This is a genomic window from Diaphorobacter ruginosibacter (assembly GCF_040396215.1).
Classification (GTDB): Bacteria; Pseudomonadota; Gammaproteobacteria; order Burkholderiales; family Burkholderiaceae_C; genus Diaphorobacter_A; species Diaphorobacter_A ruginosibacter_A.
In genome coordinates this window covers 15274-35221 of sequence record NZ_JBEBOW010000018.1, presented here as the reverse complement: position 1 = coordinate 35221, position 19948 = coordinate 15274, and the positions used below count along the sequence as shown (strand labels likewise).

Below are 19948 nucleotides of genomic sequence, written 5' to 3'. Positions count from 1 at the left end.
CGGATTCACCAAGGTTCCAGCCTGCTCGCCGGGCGTTCAGAAACGTACGGGGGCGCGCTTGCGATCACGTTCGTCGTCAGGCCATGCAGCGAGGATTGCAGTGAAGGTCATGAAAAAACTCCTTAGATGCGTGTTCAACGCCTCTCCTGTGTGTTGCGTTGACAGGCGGAGAAAATAATTCTTTGTGCTTCTATTGTTTTTTGATAGCAGGAAATAATTTCTAAAACTATATATAAAACAATGAATTACATGGATATTTCATGAAATCACTTTAATCTTATGGCTTACGTTGGCAGTGAGGAATGGGCTTGCCCTCAAGCCATCGCGCCCATTTCCTGCTGGATGGATTCGATCTGCTCGGACAGCTCCAGCCAACGCTCCTCCAATTGGTCGATGGCGTCATTGACTGTCTTGAGTTGTTTGCCGGCTTCGGCGATGTCGGCACCCGACAGGCCCGGGGACGACAGCTTTTCCTCGAGCGCCGAGCGTTCGCCGGTCAATTGCGGCAGGCGCTTGTCGATCTGCTCGAGCTCCTTGCGCATCGGCTTGGTCTTTTCGGCGACCATTTGCCGCGCCTGGGCGGCCAGCCGGCGCTGTTCGCGCGGATCGACGCTGCCGGCCGTGGCAGCCGGCTCGGCCTGGCCGCCCGGCCGTGGCGCGGATGGGGATTCCTGAACCTGGCTGAGTTTGGCTTCTTCACGCAGACGGCGGGACTCCTCCAGCAGGTAGCGTTGATAGTCATCCAGATCGCCATCGAAGGGCTCGACCTTGCCGCGCCCGACCAGCCAGAAATCGTCACAGACCGCCCGCAGCAGGGCGCGGTCGTGGCTGACGAGCATGACGGTGCCTTCGAAGCTGTTGAGCGCCACGGACAGCGCCTCGCGCGTGGCCAGATCCAGGTGGTTGGTCGGTTCGTCCAGCAGCAGCAGGTTGGGGCGCTGCCAGACGATCATCGCCAGCACCAGCCGGGCCTTTTCGCCGCCGCTCATCGTGCCCACGGCCTGGCTGACCATGTCTCCGTTGAAATTGAAACTGCCCAGGTAGTTGCGCAGATCCTGCTCGCGCGACGGCTCCCTGGAGTCGGGCCCCAGGTCCTTGGCGAGGCGGATCATGTGGGCCAGGGGAGAGTCATCCGGGCGCAGCACGTCCAGTTCCTGCTGTGCGAAGTAGCCGATGTTCAAGCCCTTGCCCTCGGTCACCTTGCCCGCGAGCTGGGGCATTTCGCGGGCGATGGTCTTGACCAGCGTGGACTTGCCCTGGCCGTTCGCGCCCAGGATGCCGATGCGCTGGCCCGCCAGTACCGAACGGTTCACGTTGCGCAGGATCGTGGTGTCCGCGCCGTTGCCGCCGCGATAGCCGAAGGCGGCATCGGTGATCGCCAGCATGGGGTTGGGCAGATTGGCGGGCTCCTTGAACTCGAAGGTGAAATCGGCGCTGGCGAGCACCGGCGCGATCTTCTCCATTCGCTCCAGCGCCTTCACCCGGCTCTGCGCCTGCTTGGCCTTGGTGGCCTTGGCCTTGAAACGGTCGATGAATTTCTGCAGATGCGCGATCTTGTCCTGCTGGCGTTCGTAGGCCGATTGCTGGAGCACCAGTTGCTGGGCGCGCAATTCTTCGAACTTGCTGTAGTTGCCGCCGTATCTCGTCAGCTTGGCGTGTTCTATGTGGAGGGTGACGTCGGTCACGGCGTCCAGGAATTCGCGGTCGTGGCTGATGACCAGCAGCGTGCCGGGATAGCGCTTGAGCCACGCCTCCAGCCAGACCAGGGCGTCCAGGTCCAGGTGGTTGGTCGGCTCGTCCAGCAGCAGGATGTCGCTGGGGCACATCAGCGCGCGCGCAAGCTGCAGGCGCATGCGCCAGCCTCCGGAGAAACTGTTGACCGGACGCTCCAGTTCGTGCACCTGAAAACCCAGGCCCAGGATCAGCGACTGCGCGCGCGCCGTGGCATCGTGCACCCCGGCATCCGCCAGGTCGGAGTGCGCCTGTGCGATCGCCATGCCGTCGCCGATGGCCTCGGCCCTGGCCAGCGCGTCGCGCAGTTCGGTCAGGCGCGAATCGCCATCCAGCACGAATTGCGTGGCCGGATCGCCGGTCTCGGGCATGTTCTGCTCGACCTGGGCCATGCGCCATTGAGCGGGCATGAAGAATTCGCCGCCGTCCTCGTGCAGATTGCCGTTGATCAGTGCGAACAACGTGGATTTACCGGCGCCGTTGCGGCCGACCAGGCCGACCTTCTCGCCAGGGTTGATGGTGACGGAGGTGCTGTCCAGCAGCACGCGCGCGCTGCGGCGCAGGGTGACGTTGCGAAGGGTGATCATGAAGGGAGCGATTATCCCAGCGAAAGCCCTGGCGGCTGAAGCAAGGGGGCTTGGGGACGGGGAGATAAAGAGGGCTCTCAAGCGGTGACATCTGTTTCAAACGTTGTCGGAACCCTGTTTTTCAGATGTGCGCTTACACGATGGTCACATGCCTGCCATCAAGATGAACCATCCACATGCATGAGTCTCCATGGTTTGTGCCTGGGTACCCAAAGCCGGTTCACTGCCCGTGCGACCGGGATCGGCGGAGATTCAGAACCCGATTTCAATGACGCATCTATCAAGCCACACCACTGCCAAAGCCCTGTTTCAGCCATATCCCAATGGCGGAGCCGATGCCCGCCATGAAGAAGCGCATGGCTGGCATGTGCGTGACATCGCCTTCGAGCAGATCGATCGCGCGAGAATCGAGGGCAACGAAGACCTGTTTTATTTGCTGATGGGCGCATCGTTCATCGAGACCGGCTCGGACACCTATGCATCCAATCTGGCGGAGCACTACCGCGAATACCCGGAGATCGCGGACTGGCTGCGCAACCGCTGGGAGCGTGAGGAACTGCAGCATGGCGCTGCGCTCAGGCGCTACGTGGAAACGGTCTGGCCGGGCTTTCCCTGGCAGGCGGCCTATGACAGTTTCTTCGCGGAATACTCCAGGCTTTGCACGGTGGAAGAACTCAACGAGGACCGGCAACTGGAGATGGTGGCGCGCTGCGTCGTCGAGACCGGCACCACGGCTTACTATCACACCTTGCGCGAACTGAGCGATGAGCCGGTGCTTCGCCAACTGCTGGGTCACATCCGCAGCGACGAAGTGGGGCATTTCAAGTATTTCCTCAAATACTTCAAGCAGCTGCAGCAGGAGTCGCCGGTCGGCCGTGGCCGGATCGCGGGCGCGCTTTATGCCCGGCTCAAGGAACTGCGCGAAAGCGATTCCGACGTGGCGCTCAGGCATGTGTATGCGCACAAGGGCTGGTATTTCTCGGATCGCAACCGTTCATTCGCCGAGGTGGCGCAGCGCGCCTACCAGTTGATCAGCACGCAGTTGCCCGCGGATCTCGCCGTGCGCATGCTGCTCAAGCCCCTGCTGCTGCCGCCCAGGCTCGAAGGCTATCTCTACGCGCCGATCACGCGGCTGGCCACCCGCGTGATGGCACCGTGAGAGCGCACGTTGCGTTTTGACAACCAGGCCCAGGCGTCAGGCCTGCCAGTCGGCAAGCGCCTGGCGAGTCACCAGGAGAACCTGCTCGTCGCCTGAACTGGTGGCGAGCCAGAACACGGGCAGATCGGGAAAGGCCGCTTCGAAGTTCGGCTTTTCATTGCCGATCTCCAGCACCAGCACGGCATCGGCGCTGAGCTTCTGCGGCAGATCACGCAGCAGCCCGCGGATGAAGTCCATGCCGTCGCTGCCGCCGGCCAGTGCGAGCTCGGGTTCGGCGCGGTATTCCCGGGGCAACCGGTCCATGCTGCCGGCATTCACGTACGGCGGATTGCACAGCACCAGATCCCAGCCGTCGGGCAGGGCGCTCATTCCATCGCTTTGCACCAGCGCCACGCGCTGCTGCAATCCGTGCCGGTCGACGTTGATGCGGGCGACCTCCAGCGCGTCGCTGGAGATGTCCGCGCCCGTCACGCAAACGTCGGGATAGGCCATCGCGGCAAGGCAGGCGAGGCTGCCGTTGCCGGTGCACAGATCGAGCACGTTATGCGTCTTGTCGCTCAGCCATTCGTCGATGCTGCCGTCGGCCAGCAGTTCGGCGATGAAGCTGCGCGGGACGATGGCGCGTTCATCCACATAGAACGGCACGCCCTGCAGCCAGGCTTCATGCGTGAGATAGGCGGCGGGCTTGCGCGTGGCGATGCGTTCGGCGATCAGTTGAGCAACCTCGGCGCGCTGCGCTTCGCCGACGCCGTGCCGCGAGACGCTCCCGGGCTCGCCGTCGGCGAGCAGGCTGTCCACCGGCAGGCCCAGTTTCCACAGCACGAGCCACGCGGCTTCGTCATAGGCCGTCGCCGTGCCGTGGCCAAAGGCCACGCCGGCGGCTTCAAGCTGATCGGCTGCGCTCTGGATCAGCGCGCCAACGGTGCAGGGCCCGCTCATGCGCCCGCCGCCGCGCCAGCGGCTCCCTGGTCGAGCAGTTCCAGCGTCCGGCGGTAGATGTTCTTGAGCGGCTCGACGTCGGCCACTTCCACGTATTCATCGATCTTGTGGATGGTGGCGTTGGGCGGGCCAAGCTCGATCACCTGCCTGCAGATCTGCGAAATGAAGCGCCCGTCGCTGGTGCCACCGGTGGTGGAGAGTTCGGTTTCGATGCCCGCGACTTCCCGGATGGCCGATTGCACGGCGTTGACCAGTTCGCCGGGCGTCGTCAGGAAGGGCTGCCCCCCGAGAGTCCAGGTCAGGTCATATTCGAGCCCATGGCGGTCGAGCACCGAGTGAACCCGCAGCTTGAGGTCTTCGGCCGAGGACTCCGTGCTGAAACGGAAATTGAAGTCGATCGCCACCGATCCGGGAATGATGTTGGTCGCTCCGGTACCCCCGTGGATGTTGCTCATCTGCCAGCTGGTGGGCGGAAAGAAGGCGTTGCCCTGATCCCATTGCGTGGCCGCGAGCTCGGTGAGCGCCGGGACCACCTGGTGAATCGGGTTGCGGGCAAGCTGCGGATAGGCGATGTGGCCCTGCACGCCGCGCACCGTGAGCTTGCCCGAGAGTGTGCCGCGGCGGCCGTTCTTGATCATGTCTCCGGTTTTCACGACCGATGTGGGCTCGCCCACGATGCACCAGTCCAGGGGCTCGCCGCGCTCGCGCAGCCGTTCGACGACGACCTTGGTGCCGTCCACGGAAGGTCCTTCCTCGTCGCTGGTGAGCAGCAGGGCCAGGTTGATCGCAGGGTCGGGATGGGCCGCGAGGAATTCTTCCACGGCCACCACGAAGGCGGCGATGGAGGTCTTCATGTCGCTTGCGCCACGCCCATACAGGCGCCCATCCCGGTGAGTGGGCGTGAATGGCGGGCTGGCCCATTGCTCCACGGGCCCGGTGGGCACCACGTCGGTGTGCCCGGCGAAGACCAGCGTGCGCGCCGGCGCGCGCGCCGCCGATGCGCCGCGCCTGGCCCATAGATTGCCGACCCGGAAATCATCCGGGCCGCTGTCCATGCGTTCGCAGACGAAGCCGAGCGGCTGCAGGCGCTCGGCCAGCAATTCCAGGCAGCCTTCATCGTTGGGAGTGACGGAGGGGCGGCTGATGAGCTGTTCGCTCAGAAGCAGGGTGGGAGACATGGGGCGGGAAGGAACTTCTGGCTCTGTGCCGCTTTACTGCGGATGCACGTCGAGCACGATTTCGGTAAATGATGGCTGGTCGTCGTCCAGGCGCTGGTGCGCCTCGGCCTGGACCTGCGCCGTCTTGGACGCCAGCGCAAAGTCGTTTTGCAGTCGCCACAGCAGGTTGGTTGGCGAGTCGGCGTAGGCAAGGCCTTCCTTGCGGTCGATCCTGTTGCCGAGGATCAGGCTCGCCAACGCTTCTTCGAATGTCTGCGAACCCTCGGCCATGGATTTTTCCATGGCTTCGCGCACGCCCGAGAAGTCGCCCTTTTCGATCAGATCGGCGACCAGCTTGGTGTTGAGCATCACCTCGACGGCCGGCAGGCGCTGGCCTTGCGGCGTGCGCACCAGGCGCTGCGAGACGATGGCCTTCAGCGCGGACGCCAGGTCGCCCAGCATGGTCGGGCGCACCTCAACGGGATAGAACGACAGGATGCGGTTGAGCGCGTGATAGCTGTTGTTGCCGTGCAGCGTGGCCAGGCACAGGTGGCCCGACTGCGCATAGGCGATGGCTGCGGACATGGTCTCGCGGTCGCGGATTTCGCCGATAAGGATCACGTCGGGAGCCTGGCGCAGGGCGTTCTTCAGCGCGGTCTGAAGCGAGTTCGTATCGGCGCCGATTTCGCGCTGATTGATGATCGCGCGCTTGTTCCTGAACTGGTACTCGATCGGGTCTTCCACGGTGAGCACGTGGCCGGTGAGCTGTTCATTGCGCAGATCGATCATCGAGGCGAGCGTCGTGCTCTTGCCGGAGCCGGTGGCGCCCACGAGCAGGATCAGCCCGCGCTTTTCCATGATGAGCTCGGAGAGCACGGCGGGCAGGCCCAGCGATTGGATGGGCGGAATTTCATTGGGGATGAAACGGATCACCACCGCATAGCTGCCGCGCTGGCGCATGGCGCTCACGCGGAAGCGGCCGACGCCGCTCAGCGGCACGCCCATGTTCAGCTCGCCGGTCTCCTGCAGTTCCTCGATGCGGTGCGGTTCGACGACTTCGGACAGAAGGTTCAGGGGCGTCTCGGGCGAGAGGACCTGGCTGTTGATCGGCACGCATTCGCCGTTGATCTTGATGAGCGCCGGCGCATGCGCCGACAGATACACGTCGGACGCCTTCTTCTCAGCCATCAGGCGCAGAATCTTTTCCATCGTGCCCATGAGTGTCCCCTCCCGAATTCCGTTGATGGGCCGGCGGCGTCCCCAGGGGGCGCGCCGGCATGAAGCAGCAGATCAGTCGCGCAGCAGATCGTTGAGGCTGGTGCTCGAGCGCGTCTTGGCATCCACCGTCTTGACGATGATGGCGGCATAGGTGCTGTAGGCCACGCCGTCCTTGGAGGTCTTGGGCAGGTTGCCGCTGATCACCACGCTGCCCGAAGGCACGCGGCCGTACAGGATTTCACCGGTGTCGCGGTTGAAGATCGGGGTGCTCTTGCCGATGTACACGCCCATGCCCAGCACGGAGTTTTCCTCGACGATCACGCCCTCGACGACTTCGGAGCGCGCGCCGATGAAGCAGTTGTCCTCGATGATGGTGGGATTGGCCTGCAGAGGCTCGAGCACGCCGCCCAGCCCCACGCCGCCGGAGAGGTGGACATTCTTGCCCACCTGCGCGCAGGAACCGACGGTGGCCCAGGTATCCACCATGGTGCCTTCGTCCACATAGGCGCCGATGTTCACGTAGGAGGGCATCAGGATCGCGCCCTTGGCAACGAAACTGCCCCGGCGCGCGACGGCGGGCGGAACGACGCGCACGCCGGTCGCGGCGATCTCGGCTTCGCTCATGCCTTCGTACTTGGTGGGCACCTTGTCGAAGAAGCTCAGGTCGCCGGACTTCATCAGCACGTTGTCCTTGAGGCGGAACGACAGCAGCACGGCCTTCTTGATCCACTGATGCACGGTCCACTGGCCCACGCCTTCGCGGGTGGCCACGCGCAGCTTGCCGGTGTTGAGTTCGGCGATCACGTGCTCAACGGCATCAACCACTTCCCTGGGGGCGGCGGCGGGAGAGATGCTGGCGCGGTTTTCCCAGGCGTTGTCGATGAGGATTTGCAGTTGTTGAGTCATGGATTTACTTTGTCTTCAGGTTCGGGATTGGATGAACTTCACGATGCGCTCGGCCGCTTCGCGGCATTCCGCGGTCTCGGCCACCAGCGCCATGCGCACGCGCTGCGCGCCCGGGTTGATGCCTGCGGCCTCCCGCGCGAGATAGCTGCCGGGCAAAACGGTCACATTGTATTGAGCCAGAAGCGCCTTTGCGAACTCGGTGTCGCTCATGCCGAGCGAATCCGGCACTTTGGCCCACAGATAGAAGCTGGCGTCGGGCAGCGCGACGTCCATGACCTGTTCCAGCATGGGCGTGATTTCCGCGAATTTCTGGCGGTACAGGGCGCGATTCTCGATGACGTGCCGTTCGTCGTTCCAGGCCGCGATGCTGGCTTGCTGGATGGTCGGGCTCATCGCGCCGCCGTGGTAGGTGCGATACAAAAGGAACGACTTGATCAGGTCGGCGTCGCCCGCGACGAAGCCGCTGCGCATGCCCGGCACGTTGCTGCGCTTGGACAGGCTGGTGAACATCATCAATCGCTTGAAATCGCCGCGGCCCAGACGGGTCGCGGCCTCCAGGCCGCCCAGCGGCGCCTCGTCCCGGAAATAGATTTCGCTGTAGCACTCGTCCGAGGCGATCACGAAGTCGTGCCGGTCCGACAACGTGAACAGCTTTTCCCACTCGGGCAGCGGCATCACGGCGCCGGTCGGATTGCCGGGCGAGCACACGAAGACAAGCTGCGTGCGGCTCCAGACTTCCTCGGGGACACTGTCCCAGTCCACGGCGAAATTGCGCTCGGCAACGCTGGGCACGAAATAGGGCTGCGCGCCGCTGAGCAGCGCCGCGCCTTCGTAGATCTGGTAGAACGGGTTCGGGCTCACCACCGTGGCGCCCGGTCGGCTGGAGTCGATGACCGTCTGCGCGAACGCGAACAGCGCCTCGCGCGAGCCATTGACCGGCAACAGCTGGGTGGCGGGATCGGCCTTGACCGCATAGCGGCGCTCCAGCCATCCCGCGCAGGCCTCGCGCAGCCTGATGTCGCCAGCGGTTGCCGGGTAGGCGGCAAGGCCGCCCAGGTTTGCCGTCAGCGCATCCTTGATCAACTGCGGAGTGGGGTGCCTGGGCTCGCCGATGCCCAGGCTGATCGCACGGTATTGCGGCGCGGGAGTCACCCCCGCAAAGAGTTCACGCAGGCGCTCGAACGGATACGGCTGCAAAAGGGAGAGCAGGGGATTCATGGGTGCAATTATGGTGGATGCCGGCCGCGCCCGGACAAAGCCGATGATTCGTCCCCTCCGTGTGATCGGCTCGCCGGATGCCCGCGTCTGGCGGACTCCGCCAGTTCCGTCAGCCCGTCATTGCGGGCGCCTGGCCCGCGCCCGCGCGAGAGCGGCGGCGATGATGGCCTTCTTGGGGTCTTCCGCTGGAGGTGGGCCGCTTTGCCCGGCTGCTATACGGCTGGAAGCCGCCAGCGTGCTCGAGAGCGATTGCGTCGCCACCGCGGCAGCCTTCGCGTTCGGCGCAATGGCGGGCGCATGGCGTTCGCGCGCCAGGTGCCGGGCATAGCGCTGCCGGGCATGGTCCGCCAGCGCGGGCGACCATGCCGCCCAGCCGGTGGCGTCGCCGCTGATGTTGTCCAGTTCGATGCAATCCACCGGACACACGGGAATGCACAGCTCGCAGCCGGTGCAGTGCTCGGCGATCACCGTATGCATGCGCTTGTTCGCTCCGATGATGGCGTCCGTGGGACAGGCTTTCATGCACAGCGTGCAGCCGATGCACCAGTTCTCGTCGATCACCGCCAGCGTGAGCGGGCCTTCGTATCCATTGTCGTGGTTGAGCGCGGTGGCCGCCTGCCCGGTGATCCGTGCCAGGCGGGCCACGCCCTCGGCGCCGCCGGGAGGGCATTGGTTGATCGGAACGCCTTGATCGGCAATGGCCCGTGCATAGGTGGCGCAGTCCGGGTAGCCGCAGCGCGTGCACTGGGTCTGGGGCAGGGCGGCGTCAATGGCGGCGGCCAACCCCTGCAGGGAGGGGGGCGCCGGCTGTTCTGAGGTCTTGCTGATATCGGGGGGCTGCTCGGGCATGCCCGATTATCACGCCGGGATCAGGCCGCCTGGCGCTTGGTGCCCGTGTTCGCTGTGCCGGCTTCTTGCCGCGTGGCCGCTGGGTGCGCCAGGATGAAATCGCGCACGCGGGGATAGACCAGCTCGCGCCAGCGACGTCCGCTGAAGATGCCGTAGTGGCCCGCGCCGGTGACTTCGTAGTGCGAACGGTTGGCCTTGGGAATGCCCGAGCAGATGTCCTGCGCGGCCTCGGTCTGGCCCGATCCGGAAATGTCGTCCAGCTCGCCTTCTATCGTGAGCAGGGCGGTTTGCCTGATGTCCTGCGGGCGCACCGGCTCGAGCTGGCCTTCTGGCGAGCGCACTTCCCATGTGCCGTTGACCAGCCCGAACGTCTGGAACACGATCTCGATCGTCTCCAGGTAGTACGCGGCGTCCATGTCGAGCACGGCGTTGTACTCATCGTAGAACTTGCGGTGCGCCTCGGCGCTGGCGTCGTCGCCGCGCATGAGGTCCTTGAAATAGTCGTAGTGGCTCATGGCGTGGCGGTCCGGGTTCATTGCCACGAAGCCGCTGTGCTGCATGAAGCCGGGATAGACCAGACGGCCCGCGCCGGGGAATTTCTCCGGCACGCGGTAGATCACGTTGTTCCTGAACCAGTCCAGGCTGTGCCGTGTCGCCAGATTGTTCACGGCGGTGGGCGAGCGGCGGGCGTCGATCGGGCCGCCCATCATGGTCATCGTAAGAGGCGTCTTCTCGCCGCGCGAAGCCATCAGCGAAATGGCGGCCAGCACCGGCACGGTGGGCTGGCACACGCTCATCACGTGGCAGTTGCCATATTTGGACTGCAGGTGGCGGATGAATTCCTGCACGTAGTTCACATAGTCGTCCAGGTGGAATTCACCCTCGCTCGTGGGCACCAGGCGCGCATTCTTCCAGTCGGTGATGTAGACCTTGTGGCCGCTGAGCATCGTGCGGACCGTGTCGCGCAGCAGCGTTGCGTAGTGGCCGGACAGCGGGGCGACGATCAGCACGGCCGGCTGCTCCTTGAGCGTGGCCAGCGTGGGGGGATCGTCCGAGAAGCGCTTGAAGCGGCGCAGTTCGCAAAAAGGCTTGTCGACCTCGATACGCTCATGGATGGCGACTTCCACGCCATCGACCTTGACCGTCGCTATGCCGAATCGCGGCTTTTCATAGTCCTTGCCGAGCCGGTACATCAAGTCGTAGCCCGCTGCCATGCGCTGAGCCATGGCGGTCTGGCTGAATGCTGTCTGCGGGTTGCTGAACATTTTTGACGTGACCTGTGCAAGCTCTGCAAAAGGTTCCATCAGGGAGCGCTGGGCTTCGTAGAGTGTGTAGAGCATCGGTGGGCCTGCTTTCGTAATGTTGCAGTGCAATATAGCAGGGCTTTTTTGCAGCCGTCATTGAGTAGAACCACCTACAGATCGTCGGACAATCCTTGGAACAGAGGACAAAGTGGGCCGGTGCCACCCTGCGGAATTGCAAATTTTTGTCATCAACCTGTTTGACCAACGGCGAAAGCCCGCGCGACGGCGGGTCGCGCATGCCGAGGCGGCGCCGTTCCTGCTCGGGTTTTTCGTATCAGGCCGGGTGCGTCAGAGGTTCTGCACGGGCATGTTGACGAGCAGCCAGGACTCGAATGCCTCACGCGAGCTATTGCGCAACGCGCGGCGGAAGACGGTCTTGTCCCCAAGGTAGAGGCAGTGGCGGATCACTGTGTAGGGGTTGAAGCTGCCGTCCGGGTTCTGCTCCTCGAAGAACTGCCGGTAGCGCTTGACCACCGCGATGTTCTCGCGCATCAGCGCGTTGAAGCGCGAGCGTGTGATGCCGGGCGACCAGGCGCGGATGTCGTCCACGAACAGGTCCACCTTGTGCGCCTCGAATTCGAAATCCTTGAAGAAATGATTGGCGATCTTGAGGAACGTGAAGGCGTTCAGCTCGCTGCCGATGGCCTGGATCTGCAGGCTGGGCTGGCCGGCGCCATTGTCGTCGGCCGCCTCGGCGGTCTCGTCCACGGCGTGGAGCAGTTCGGCGTTGGTGGCGTCGCGGATCTGGCGGAATTCCCGGTCGGCCAGCTCGAACAGCGCCGACAGCACGTTGATGCGGCGCTTGAGCTCGGCGGGAATCGATTTCTTGTACTTGATCTTGTGGTCGAGCACGCTCCAGGAGTCCTGGATGATGGTGCGCACCTGCAGCTCGAACGGAATATGGGCATATGCGGCGTTCTGCGGCAGGGCCGCCTGCTCGGCGTTGAGGCGCAAGTCCAGGTGCAGGCCCTTGTAGCCGAAGGATGCCTCGGTGCTCTCGACAGCGGTGACCTTGTCGGTCACGTCGATGACGTCGAAGTGCGAGCGGACGATGTCCGACACCCGCTCCAGCTCATCCTCATAAAGGCAGACCACCCGCAGGCCGACCAGATCGGTGATGTAGTCCTGGATCTCGTAGTCGATTCCGCCTTCTTCCAGCGTGGCCCGGTACTTGCGCGAGAACTTGCGGATGCATTCCTCGCGGTCCTTGACCCGGGCTTCCACCTTCGAGATTTCTATGTCGCCCGCCTTGGCCAGCACCGTCTGCAGCAGCGCCATGAAAAAGGCGCTGGCATGTTCGAGCACGGGAAGCTCCCGCGCGTAATAGTGGCGAAACGCGATTTCTTCGCGGGTCAGATCGTTTTCAGCAGCCGAAGGGAAAGACATACACCATGACATCCGTATCTGGAGCCTGCCATCCATCCGGGCAGGCTCTGTATCAACAGAGCCAGATGCTAGCCCACCGGCAGGCGGCGGGCCAGGCTGGCCGCGTAGGAAAAACGCGCAATCCGCCGCCGGGGCGATCTTGGTCAGGCGGCTGGCAGCATCGCGGCGGGCTCTTGCGCCGGTGCGGGCCGGGTGCGCGCAATGTCCATGACCTCGCGCGCGGGCAGATGCTTGAGGCGGTGGTCGCTCCACACCTGTCGCCAGCGGCGCGCGCCCGGCAGGCCGTTGCGCAGCCCCAGCATGTGGCGCGCGATGGCATACCAGTGAGTGCCATGCTCCGCCGCCTCGCGCTGCATGTATTCCACCATCCGCTCCTCCACGCGCTCGCGGGTCAGGTCGCAGGGCTGCTCGCCAAAGAACAGCGCATCCCAGCTGGCGAGCCACCAGGGGTTGTGATAGGCCTCGCGCCCGATCATGACGCCGTCCACCTCAGCGAGCTGTCCGAGAACGGCTTCATCCGTGGCGATTGCGCCATTGATGGCGATGGTCAGATGCGGAAAATCCCGCTTGAGCCGGGCCACCACGCCATAGCGAAGCGGGGGAATATCGCGGTTCTGCTTGGGCGAGAGGCCCTTGAGCCATGCATTGCGCGCATGCACGATGAAGACGTTGCAGCCGGCATCCGCCACCTGGCCCACGAAGTCGCGCACGAAGCCGTATTCCTCGACCTGATCGATGCCGATGCGGTGCTTGACGGTGACCGGCACGGACACCGTGTCCACCATGGCCTTGACGCAGTCGGCCACCAACTGCGGCTCGTTCATCAGGCAGGCGCCGAAAGCGCCGCGCTGCACGCGCTCGCTCGGGCAGCCGCAGTTCAGGTTGATTTCGTCGTAGCCCCATTGCTCGCCCAGCCTGGCGCTGGCGGCCAGATCGGCAGGCTCGCTGCCGCCGAGTTGGAGCGCCACCGGGTGCTCTTCCTCGCTGAATCGCAGATGGCGCCCCACGTCGCCATGCAGCAGCGCGCCGGTCGTCACCATCTCCGTGTAGAGCAGCGCATGGCGGCTGAGCAGGCGGTGGAAATAGCGGCAATGCCTGTCCGTCCAGTCCAACATGGGGGCCACGCTCATGCGCCAGGGGCTGAAAACGGATGGGTCGGTCGGGCTGGTTGCTTGAATGTTCATGCTGGACTGTGCGCCGTGGGCGGCGCGGCCTGTTTCCCGCAAAAGGCGGAATCCGCCCTGGCGGGGAGCGCTCTTCGGCCGGTTCGCCCGAAGCGCCTTGGCGCACGCCGCAGTGGCGCGCGACTCGTTCTTGGGGAAAAGAGCGCTATTGTGCACCGGGAACGCTTTTGCCCGCAGTCCGAAGGGCTTGGCCTTGGCTTGGAGGCTACTGCGCTGCCGGAGTGCCGCGCGGAGCGGGGCGCTGGTACATGGCTTCGACGGCTTCCTGGTAATAGCTCATCAGATTGTTGCGTTTGAGCTTGAGCGTGGGCGTCATGAACGAATTCTCGATCGTCCATGGCTCGCGCACCAGATGGACGGCGCGCGGCACGGCGTAGCGCGCGAAGCCGGTGGTCTGCGCGGCGATGCGTTCGAGCGCCGCTTTCTGCACTTGCGGGTCGTGGAGGCTGGCCAGGTCGTCCGCATCCAAGTGGAGCGCGGCGGCCAGCGCGCGCCATTCGTCTTCCTGTACCGACGCCACGCAGGCGATGAACGGGCGGTTTTCTCCTACGACGAAGGCCTGCGAGAACAGCGGGTCGGAGGTGATCGCCATTTCCAGGTCGCCCGGGGGAATCTTCTCTCCGGTCGATGTGACGATGATCTCCTTGATGCGGCCCAGGATGCGGATGCGGCCTCCATCGACCAGCTCTGCCTGGTCGCCGGTACCCAGCCAACCCTCGGAATCGATGGTGCGGGCGGTATCTTCTGGGCGCTTCCAGTAGCCACGCATCACGATGGGGCCGCGCACCTGCAGCTCGCGGTTCTCGCCGATGCGCACCTCCACGCCCGGCAGCGCCCGGCCCACGGTGGATGGATCATTGTCCTGCAGCGTGTTGACGGAGACGACGGGCGTCGTCTCCGTCATGCCATAGCCCTGGACCAGCGGCAGTCCCAGACCCAGAAAGCACCTGGCGATGGCGGGCGACAGCGGCGCTCCGCCGCTCACGGCCACGCGCACGCGGCCGCCGAATTTCTCGAGCAGGGGCGCGGCGACCAGCGAGCGCAGGAGCGCCCACGGCAGGATCCGCATCCAGCCGCCGTTGTCCGCGCCATCCTCCTTGGGGGCGGGCAGGTTCTGCTGAGCGCAGAATCTGCGCCAGCCGACGGATTGCGCGGCCTGGAACAGCTGCATCTTGAAGCGGGATGCGGATAGCGTCTCCAGCAGCTTGGCATGGACACGCTCATAGATGCGCGGCACGGACACCAGAATCGTGGGCCGCACGATCAGCATGTCGTCCGCCAGTTGCGCAACGGAGCGCGCATAGGCGACACAACTGCCGGACGCCACGGCGAGGTAGTAGCCGCCCGTGCGCTCGAAGGTGTGCGACAGCGGCAGGAAGGACAGGAACACGTCCTCCTGCGTCGGCGCGATGCGTTGCATGACGGCCTTCACGTCCGCCATCACGTTCGAATGCGTGAGCATCACGCCCTTGGGCTTGCCCGTGGTGCCGCTGGTGTAGACGATGGCGGCGAGGTCGTCCGCCGTGGGCTGCGGCGGCAAGGGCTGCTCGCCTGGGGCATAGCCCAGCCAGTCCTCGAGCGCCGCCACGGGGATCTGGTGGGATGGCTTGTCGCCCGCGGCGGGCTCGGCCTGGCCTTCGGCGATGATCACGCCGCGCAGATCCGGGAACGCCTCTCCCGCATCCGCGATATGCTGCCATTGCTCGCTCGTGGTCAGCACGAGCAGGGCGACTTCCGCATTCTTGAGGATGTAGGCGATGCTGCCCGGATTGTCGATCGCATGCATCGGAACCGGCACGCAGCCGCAGGCCATGACGGCCTGGTCGACGCACATGGCGGCGATGCCGTTGGGCAGCAGAATGGCGACATGCGCCTTTTCGGGAAGCCCGGTGGCCGCGATGGCGCGCGCGTAACGGGCCACTTCAGCCTGGGTCTCGCGCCAGCTCAGGCTTTTCCAGCGGCCATTGGAATCGCATTGGCGATAGGCCTCCCGTTCGGGAGTCAGGCTCGCGCGGCGGGCGAGCAGCGCGGGCAGGGTATGTACGTCTTGGAGTTCGTTGACAGGCGGATTCATGCGGCAACCGGTAGATGGCACATCACATTCGCAGGCGGCGGCCATCGGCGTGAGAGTCGTCCGGGCGCCTGCGCCAAATCGGCCATCTTACCCACTGCCCCGGTGAAAGAGCCCCGCGCATGTCGCGCAAGTTCCAGTTCAGGCGGGTTCAGATGATGTAAGGCAAGACTTGCCCGGCATGGACGGCCAGGCCCGTTACCGCCATGGCCGCAGTGGAATCGCGGGCGGCAGCATCATGTCGCCGCTTCCAGGCCCTGGGTGAAATGCGCCTGCATGGCCTGGCGGGCGGCTTCCGCGTCGCGCGCTGCGAATGCCGCCATGATGACCTCGTGCTCCGCCAGCGAATCCGCGATCCGGCCGGACTTGAGCAGCGAGTTGTGGCGGCTGAGCTTCATCACGCGGCGCAGATCCTGCACCATCTGAAACAGCCATTTGTTGTGCGTGGCTTCGAGAATGCGCATGTGGAACTGCTCGTTGACCATGAAAAAGGCCTTGCGATCCAGGGTGAGCCGCCCGAGCTGCTCATGCAGCCCCCGCAGCTCGGACAGCAACTGGTCGCTGGCGTTCGCGGCGACCCAGGCGGCGGCATCGGCTTCCAGCAGACCCATCAGCCGGTACACCTGCTGCAGATCCTCGACGGTGACTTCCGTGACGTAGGCGCCGCGCCGCACTTTCATGGTCACCAGGCCTTCGGCTGCCAGTACCTTGATGGCTTCGCGCAGGGGAGTGCGGCTGATACCGAACTCTTGCGCAATGGAGCTTTCGTCGATCCAGCTTCCCGGCGGCAGCTCGTGTGAAAAGATGCGCTGGCGCAAGAGCTCGGCAACTTCTTCATACAGAGCGCGGGGAGAAAGCGTGGAGGAGGTACTCATGGCGACCCGGATTCTAGGGCTTGCGCAAGCCGTTCAGGCCCCGGCTGGCGCGTAGGTCGCCGGAATGCCGGCGGCGGCAACGCCGCCCCGCAAGGCGCCGTCGGGCAGATGCGCACGCATCGCCTGGCGCACCTTCAGCAGCGCGGGCAGGTCCACGCCGGTGGCGTAGCCCATGCTCTCGAGCATGAAGACCAGGTCGTCGGTGACGATGTTGCCCGACGCGCCCGGAGCGAAGGGGCAGCCGCCGAGCCCGCCCATGCAGCCGTCGAATTCGCGGATCCCTTCCTGCAATCCGGCCAGCGCATTGGCAAGGCCCAGACCCATGGTGTCATGCAGATGCAGCTTGGACAGGCGCGCGCCCACGGCATCCTGCACCGCGCGCACGGTGTCGCGCACCAGGGCGGGGTGCGCGTAGCCGACGGTGTCGGCCAGCACGATGCGGTCGGCACCCGCGCCATCGAGCGCGCGCGTAGCGCGAACCACGTCCGCGACGGGAACCGCGCCGGAGATCGAGCAACCGAACGCCGATGCCGCCACCACGTCCATGCGCACGGCACGTGGCTGCGCGCGCACCCACTCGATGATGTCGCGGATCGCCTCGATATGCTCCAGCGTTCCCTTGTTGACGTTGGCCCGGCTGTGCCGGTCGCTCACGGACAGAGGGATCACCATCACGTGCACGCCCGCCTCGTACGCTGCCATGGCGCCCTTGAGGTTGGCGGCCAGGCCATACACGCGCAAGCCGTCGATCCTGAGCGCCTCGGCCACGATGGCGGCGGTGTCCGCCATCTGCGGCACCAGGCGTGGGGAGACGAAGCTGCCCACTTCGATGTCGCGCAGCCCGGCATCGAACAGGCCCTGGATCCAGCGGACTTTCACGTCCGTGGGCATCAACTGCGCGACCAGTTGCAGCCCGTCACGCGGGCCGACTTCTGTGACGGTGACTTTCCCTGCCATCTGCTCAGTTCACCTTGATGTTGGCGCTCTTGATGATCGCCTTGGCCTTGCCGATATCCTTCTCGATCATCTGGCGGAACGCCTCGGGTGTGCTGGATTCGGCTTCCAGCCCCTGCTTGGCGAAAGCCTCCTTCACATCGGGCCGCGCCATGACCTTCACGACGGCGTCGTTGAGCTTGGCGACGACCTCCCCGGGCGTGCCCGCCGGGGCGAAAACACCGTAGTAGGTCACGAAGCTGTAGTCCTTGTGGCCGCTCTCGGCGACCGATGGAACGTCCGGCAGCGCGGGATTGCGGCCCGCCGACGTGACGGCCAGAGCGCGCACCTTGCCCGCGTTGATCAGCCCGACGGCGGACGAAATCGATGCGCCGGCGACCGCGAGGTGCCCACCCACCAGATCGGCCAGGGCCGGAGAGGAGCCCTTGTAGGGAACGTGCTGCATGTTGAACTTGGCTTCGGCTTGCAGCATTTCCACCGAAATGTGCACCGATCCGCCCGATCCGGAGGTGCCGTAGTTCAGCTCGCCCGGTTTGGCCCGGGCTGCCTTGAGCAGTTCGTCGAGCGTCTTGTACGGAGAGTCGGCCGCGACCAGGATCACCATGGGCGTCGTTGCCACGAGCGAGACGGGCTGCAGGTCCTTGAGCGGATCGTAGGCCGTCTTCATCAGCAGCGGAATCAGCGACACGTTGTCCGATTGGCCGATGACGATGTCATAGCCCGTTGGCGCCTGGCGCGCGAGTTCGGCCAGGCCCAGCGCGGTGCCCGCGCCTGGGCGGTTGTCGGGCACCAGCGTCCATCCGGTGGCTTCGTGGATGTGCGTGGACAGGCTGCGGCCAATGTAGTCGGTGCCGCCGCCGGGTGTCGACGGGATGATCACGCGAATCGGCTTGGTTGGAAAGGAGCCCGTGGGCGCCTGGGCATGGGCGAGTGTCGCGGATGCGAGCAGGGCGGCTGCGAAGATGCGGCGTTTCATGGATGTATTGCCTCCGGAAATATTGGATTAGTTCATGTGGACATCAGGGATGAAAGGAGCAGCGCAGGCCGGTCAGCCTCCAATTTTTCCGTTGGCGCGCAGCAGGGCGATCGACTCGTCGTCGAGGCCCAGGCTCTTGAGGATGGCGACGGTGTGTTCGCCAACCTTGGGGGGATCGGAACGCTTGCCCACCTTCTGCCCGTTCATCTCCAGGGGCAGGGCGGGCGTCGATATATGTTCGCCGCCGGGCAGCACGGTGGGCATCAGCGCGCCGCCTTGTGTCAGGTGCGGGTCCTTGAGCAGATCGTGCGGCTGGTTCACCGGGGCGTAGGACAGGTTGGCCTTCTCCAGCGCCGCGCACAGATCGGCCATGGTCCATTGCTTGAGCACTTCCGCGACGGCGGGGACGACCCAGGGGCGGGCCGCCTCGCGGTCGATGGCCGAGAACAGGCGCGCATCCCCGGCCCAGCCGGCGGGCATGAATTGGGCGGCAAAGGTTTTCCATTGCGCATCGCTCACCACGGCCACGAAGATACGGCCGCCGTCGCTGGTGTCGAACAGGTCGTACACCCCCCATGGCGGTTCGCGCTTGGCGCCCATGGGCGTGGGCGGCACGCCGGTCAATTCGAACTGGGTGATGAACTGCGCCACCAGCAGCAGATTGGTTTCGAACAATCCCGAGCGGATGTGCTTGCCCTTGCCGGTGCGGTCGCGCTCATACAGGGCGCTGAGCGCGCCGATCACGCCGAACTGGCCGCCCAGGATGTCGTTGACGGAGGCTGCCGCTCGCTGCGGCCGGTTCTCGCCTCCATTGACGTAGGCCAGTCCACCCATCATCTGCACGACTTCGTCCAGCGCGGTGCGGTTCCTGTAGGGGCCGCTCAGAAAGCCCTTGAGCGACACATAGATCAGGCGCGGGTTGGCTCGGGACAGTGAGTCGTAGTCCAGTCCATACTGCAGCAGGCTGTCGTCGCGGAAGTTCTCCAGCAGGATGTCGGCCTTCGCCGCAAGCTCGCGCACCAGCTTCTGCCCTTCGGCCGACTTCAGATCGACGGCGAAACTCTGCTTGTTGCGGTTGAACACCGGGAAATATCCGATTCCGGCGCTCTTGAGACGGCGGGTGCGGTCGCCATCCACCGGCTCGACCTTGATCACCTCGGCGCCCAGGTCGGCCAGGGTCATGCCAGTGGCCGGGCCCATGATCATGTGGGAGATTTCCAGTACGCGGACACCCTTGAGCGGAAGATCGTCGTGAGCGATGTAAGTTGGGGTGTAAGAATGCTGTGCGACAGTTGGATTCATGGCTTGAATGGGTAGCGGTGGAACCGGACTCGGCATGTCTCACGCGGCAATTGAATGCGCGTTTTCGAAATTGCTGATGAAACTGGCCTGTAACTACCCTAGAATTGACGTTTACGTAAACGTGATTTGATT

General features: G+C 64.7%; 16 protein-coding genes. 1 reads left to right on the top strand and 15 read right to left on the bottom strand.

Going from position 1 to position 19948, the window contains the following annotated elements; all coding sequences use genetic code 11:
• Positions 1-314 precede the first annotated feature (314 nt).
• Complete coding sequence (locus ABWP92_RS04270) at positions 315-2318, bottom strand: ABC-F family ATP-binding cassette domain-containing protein (RefSeq protein WP_353234113.1); 2004 nt, start codon at positions 2316-2318, stop codon at positions 315-317.
• Between the two features lie 268 nt (positions 2319-2586).
• Here ABWP92_RS04270 and ABWP92_RS04265 point away from each other — a divergent pair, with 268 nt between their 5' ends.
• Positions 2587-3477, top strand: a complete 891-nt coding sequence (locus ABWP92_RS04265) for a ferritin-like domain-containing protein (RefSeq protein WP_353234112.1) — start codon at positions 2587-2589, stop codon at positions 3475-3477.
• A gap of 36 nt (positions 3478-3513) precedes the next feature.
• Here the strand turns inward: ABWP92_RS04265 and prmB are convergent, their stop codons facing one another.
• From prmB to ABWP92_RS04195, 14 genes are all read right to left on the bottom strand, one after another.
• Positions 3514-4416, bottom strand: a complete 903-nt coding sequence (prmB, locus tag ABWP92_RS04260) for a 50S ribosomal protein L3 N(5)-glutamine methyltransferase (RefSeq protein WP_353234111.1) — start codon at positions 4414-4416, stop codon at positions 3514-3516.
• On the bottom strand, positions 4413-5594 hold the full coding sequence (gene dapE, locus ABWP92_RS04255; RefSeq protein ID WP_353234110.1) for a succinyl-diaminopimelate desuccinylase: 1182 nt from the start codon (positions 5592-5594) through the stop codon (positions 4413-4415). Before dapE ends, prmB begins: the two co-directional genes overlap by 4 nt.
• 33 nt (positions 5595-5627) lie before the next feature.
• Positions 5628-6791, bottom strand: coding sequence for a PilT/PilU family type 4a pilus ATPase (locus ABWP92_RS04250; protein ID WP_353234109.1), 1164 nt, complete (start codon positions 6789-6791; stop codon positions 5628-5630).
• A gap of 72 nt (positions 6792-6863) precedes the next feature.
• Complete coding sequence (gene dapD / locus ABWP92_RS04245; RefSeq protein ID WP_353234108.1) at positions 6864-7697, bottom strand: 2,3,4,5-tetrahydropyridine-2,6-dicarboxylate N-succinyltransferase; 834 nt, start codon at positions 7695-7697, stop codon at positions 6864-6866.
• A 15-nt stretch (positions 7698-7712) separates the two neighbouring features.
• A complete protein-coding gene (gene dapC / locus ABWP92_RS04240) occupies positions 7713-8915 on the bottom strand; it encodes a succinyldiaminopimelate transaminase (RefSeq protein ID WP_353234107.1) in 1203 nt (400 codons plus the stop codon).
• Positions 8916-9032: 117 nt separating this feature from the next.
• On the bottom strand, positions 9033-9764 hold the full coding sequence (locus tag ABWP92_RS04235; RefSeq protein WP_353234106.1) for an RnfABCDGE type electron transport complex subunit B: 732 nt from the start codon (positions 9762-9764) through the stop codon (positions 9033-9035).
• Positions 9765-9784: 20 nt separating this feature from the next.
• A complete protein-coding gene (locus tag ABWP92_RS04230) occupies positions 9785-11104 on the bottom strand; it encodes a polyhydroxyalkanoate depolymerase (RefSeq protein ID WP_353234105.1) in 1320 nt (439 codons plus the stop codon).
• Positions 11105-11356: 252 nt separating this feature from the next.
• Complete coding sequence (locus ABWP92_RS04225) at positions 11357-12454, bottom strand: GTP pyrophosphokinase (RefSeq protein WP_353234104.1); 1098 nt, start codon at positions 12452-12454, stop codon at positions 11357-11359.
• A 143-nt stretch (positions 12455-12597) separates the two neighbouring features.
• Positions 12598-13584: a tRNA dihydrouridine(20/20a) synthase DusA gene (gene dusA / locus ABWP92_RS04220; RefSeq protein ID WP_353234115.1), complete on the bottom strand. Its 987-nt coding sequence runs from the start codon at positions 13582-13584 to the stop codon at positions 12598-12600.
• Positions 13585-13843: 259 nt separating this feature from the next.
• Positions 13844-15712, bottom strand: a complete 1869-nt coding sequence (locus tag ABWP92_RS04215) for an AMP-dependent synthetase/ligase (protein ID WP_353234103.1) — start codon at positions 15710-15712, stop codon at positions 13844-13846.
• 233 nt (positions 15713-15945) lie between these two features.
• Entirely contained in the window at positions 15946-16584 is a 639-nt protein-coding gene (locus tag ABWP92_RS04210; protein ID WP_353234102.1) for a GntR family transcriptional regulator, read from the bottom strand.
• Between the two features lie 33 nt (positions 16585-16617).
• Positions 16618-17541 carry a hydroxymethylglutaryl-CoA lyase gene (locus tag ABWP92_RS04205; protein WP_353234101.1) on the bottom strand — a complete coding sequence of 308 codons (924 nt, stop codon included), beginning with the start codon at positions 17539-17541 and terminating at the stop codon, positions 16618-16620.
• A 4-nt stretch (positions 17542-17545) separates the two neighbouring features.
• On the bottom strand, positions 17546-18514 hold the full coding sequence (locus tag ABWP92_RS04200; RefSeq protein ID WP_353234100.1) for a Bug family tripartite tricarboxylate transporter substrate binding protein: 969 nt from the start codon (positions 18512-18514) through the stop codon (positions 17546-17548).
• Positions 18515-18586: 72 nt separating this feature from the next.
• Positions 18587-19816 (bottom strand): CaiB/BaiF CoA transferase family protein, encoded by a 1230-nt coding sequence (locus ABWP92_RS04195; protein WP_353234099.1) that lies wholly within the window; start codon positions 19814-19816, stop codon positions 18587-18589.
• Positions 19817-19948 lie beyond the last annotated feature (132 nt).

Coding starts and splice junctions, on each gene's coding strand:
- ABWP92_RS04270 (WP_353234113.1), bottom strand. CDS start 2,318: ATGATCACCCTTCGCAACGTCACCCTGCGCCGCAGCGCGCGCGTGCTG.
- ABWP92_RS04265 (WP_353234112.1), top strand. CDS start 2,587: ATGACGCATCTATCAAGCCACACCACTGCCAAAGCCCTGTTTCAGCCA.
- prmB (WP_353234111.1), bottom strand. CDS start 4,416: ATGAGCGGGCCCTGCACCGTTGGCGCGCTGATCCAGAGCGCAGCCGAT.
- dapE (WP_353234110.1), bottom strand. CDS start 5,594: ATGTCTCCCACCCTGCTTCTGAGCGAACAGCTCATCAGCCGCCCCTCC.
- ABWP92_RS04250 (WP_353234109.1), bottom strand. CDS start 6,791: ATGGGCACGATGGAAAAGATTCTGCGCCTGATGGCTGAGAAGAAGGCG.
- dapD (WP_353234108.1), bottom strand. CDS start 7,697: ATGACTCAACAACTGCAAATCCTCATCGACAACGCCTGGGAAAACCGC.
- dapC (WP_353234107.1), bottom strand. CDS start 8,915: ATGAATCCCCTGCTCTCCCTTTTGCAGCCGTATCCGTTCGAGCGCCTG.
- ABWP92_RS04235 (WP_353234106.1), bottom strand. CDS start 9,764: ATGCCCGAGCAGCCCCCCGATATCAGCAAGACCTCAGAACAGCCGGCG.
- ABWP92_RS04230 (WP_353234105.1), bottom strand. CDS start 11,104: ATGCTCTACACACTCTACGAAGCCCAGCGCTCCCTGATGGAACCTTTT.
- ABWP92_RS04225 (WP_353234104.1), bottom strand. CDS start 12,454: ATGTCTTTCCCTTCGGCTGCTGAAAACGATCTGACCCGCGAAGAAATC.
- dusA (WP_353234115.1), bottom strand. CDS start 13,584: ATGAGCGTGGCCCCCATGTTGGACTGGACGGACAGGCATTGCCGCTAT.
- ABWP92_RS04215 (WP_353234103.1), bottom strand. CDS start 15,712: ATGAATCCGCCTGTCAACGAACTCCAAGACGTACATACCCTGCCCGCG.
- ABWP92_RS04210 (WP_353234102.1), bottom strand. CDS start 16,584: ATGAGTACCTCCTCCACGCTTTCTCCCCGCGCTCTGTATGAAGAAGTT.
- ABWP92_RS04205 (WP_353234101.1), bottom strand. CDS start 17,541: ATGGCAGGGAAAGTCACCGTCACAGAAGTCGGCCCGCGTGACGGGCTG.
- ABWP92_RS04200 (WP_353234100.1), bottom strand. CDS start 18,514: ATGAAACGCCGCATCTTCGCAGCCGCCCTGCTCGCATCCGCGACACTC.
- ABWP92_RS04195 (WP_353234099.1), bottom strand. CDS start 19,816: ATGAATCCAACTGTCGCACAGCATTCTTACACCCCAACTTACATCGCT.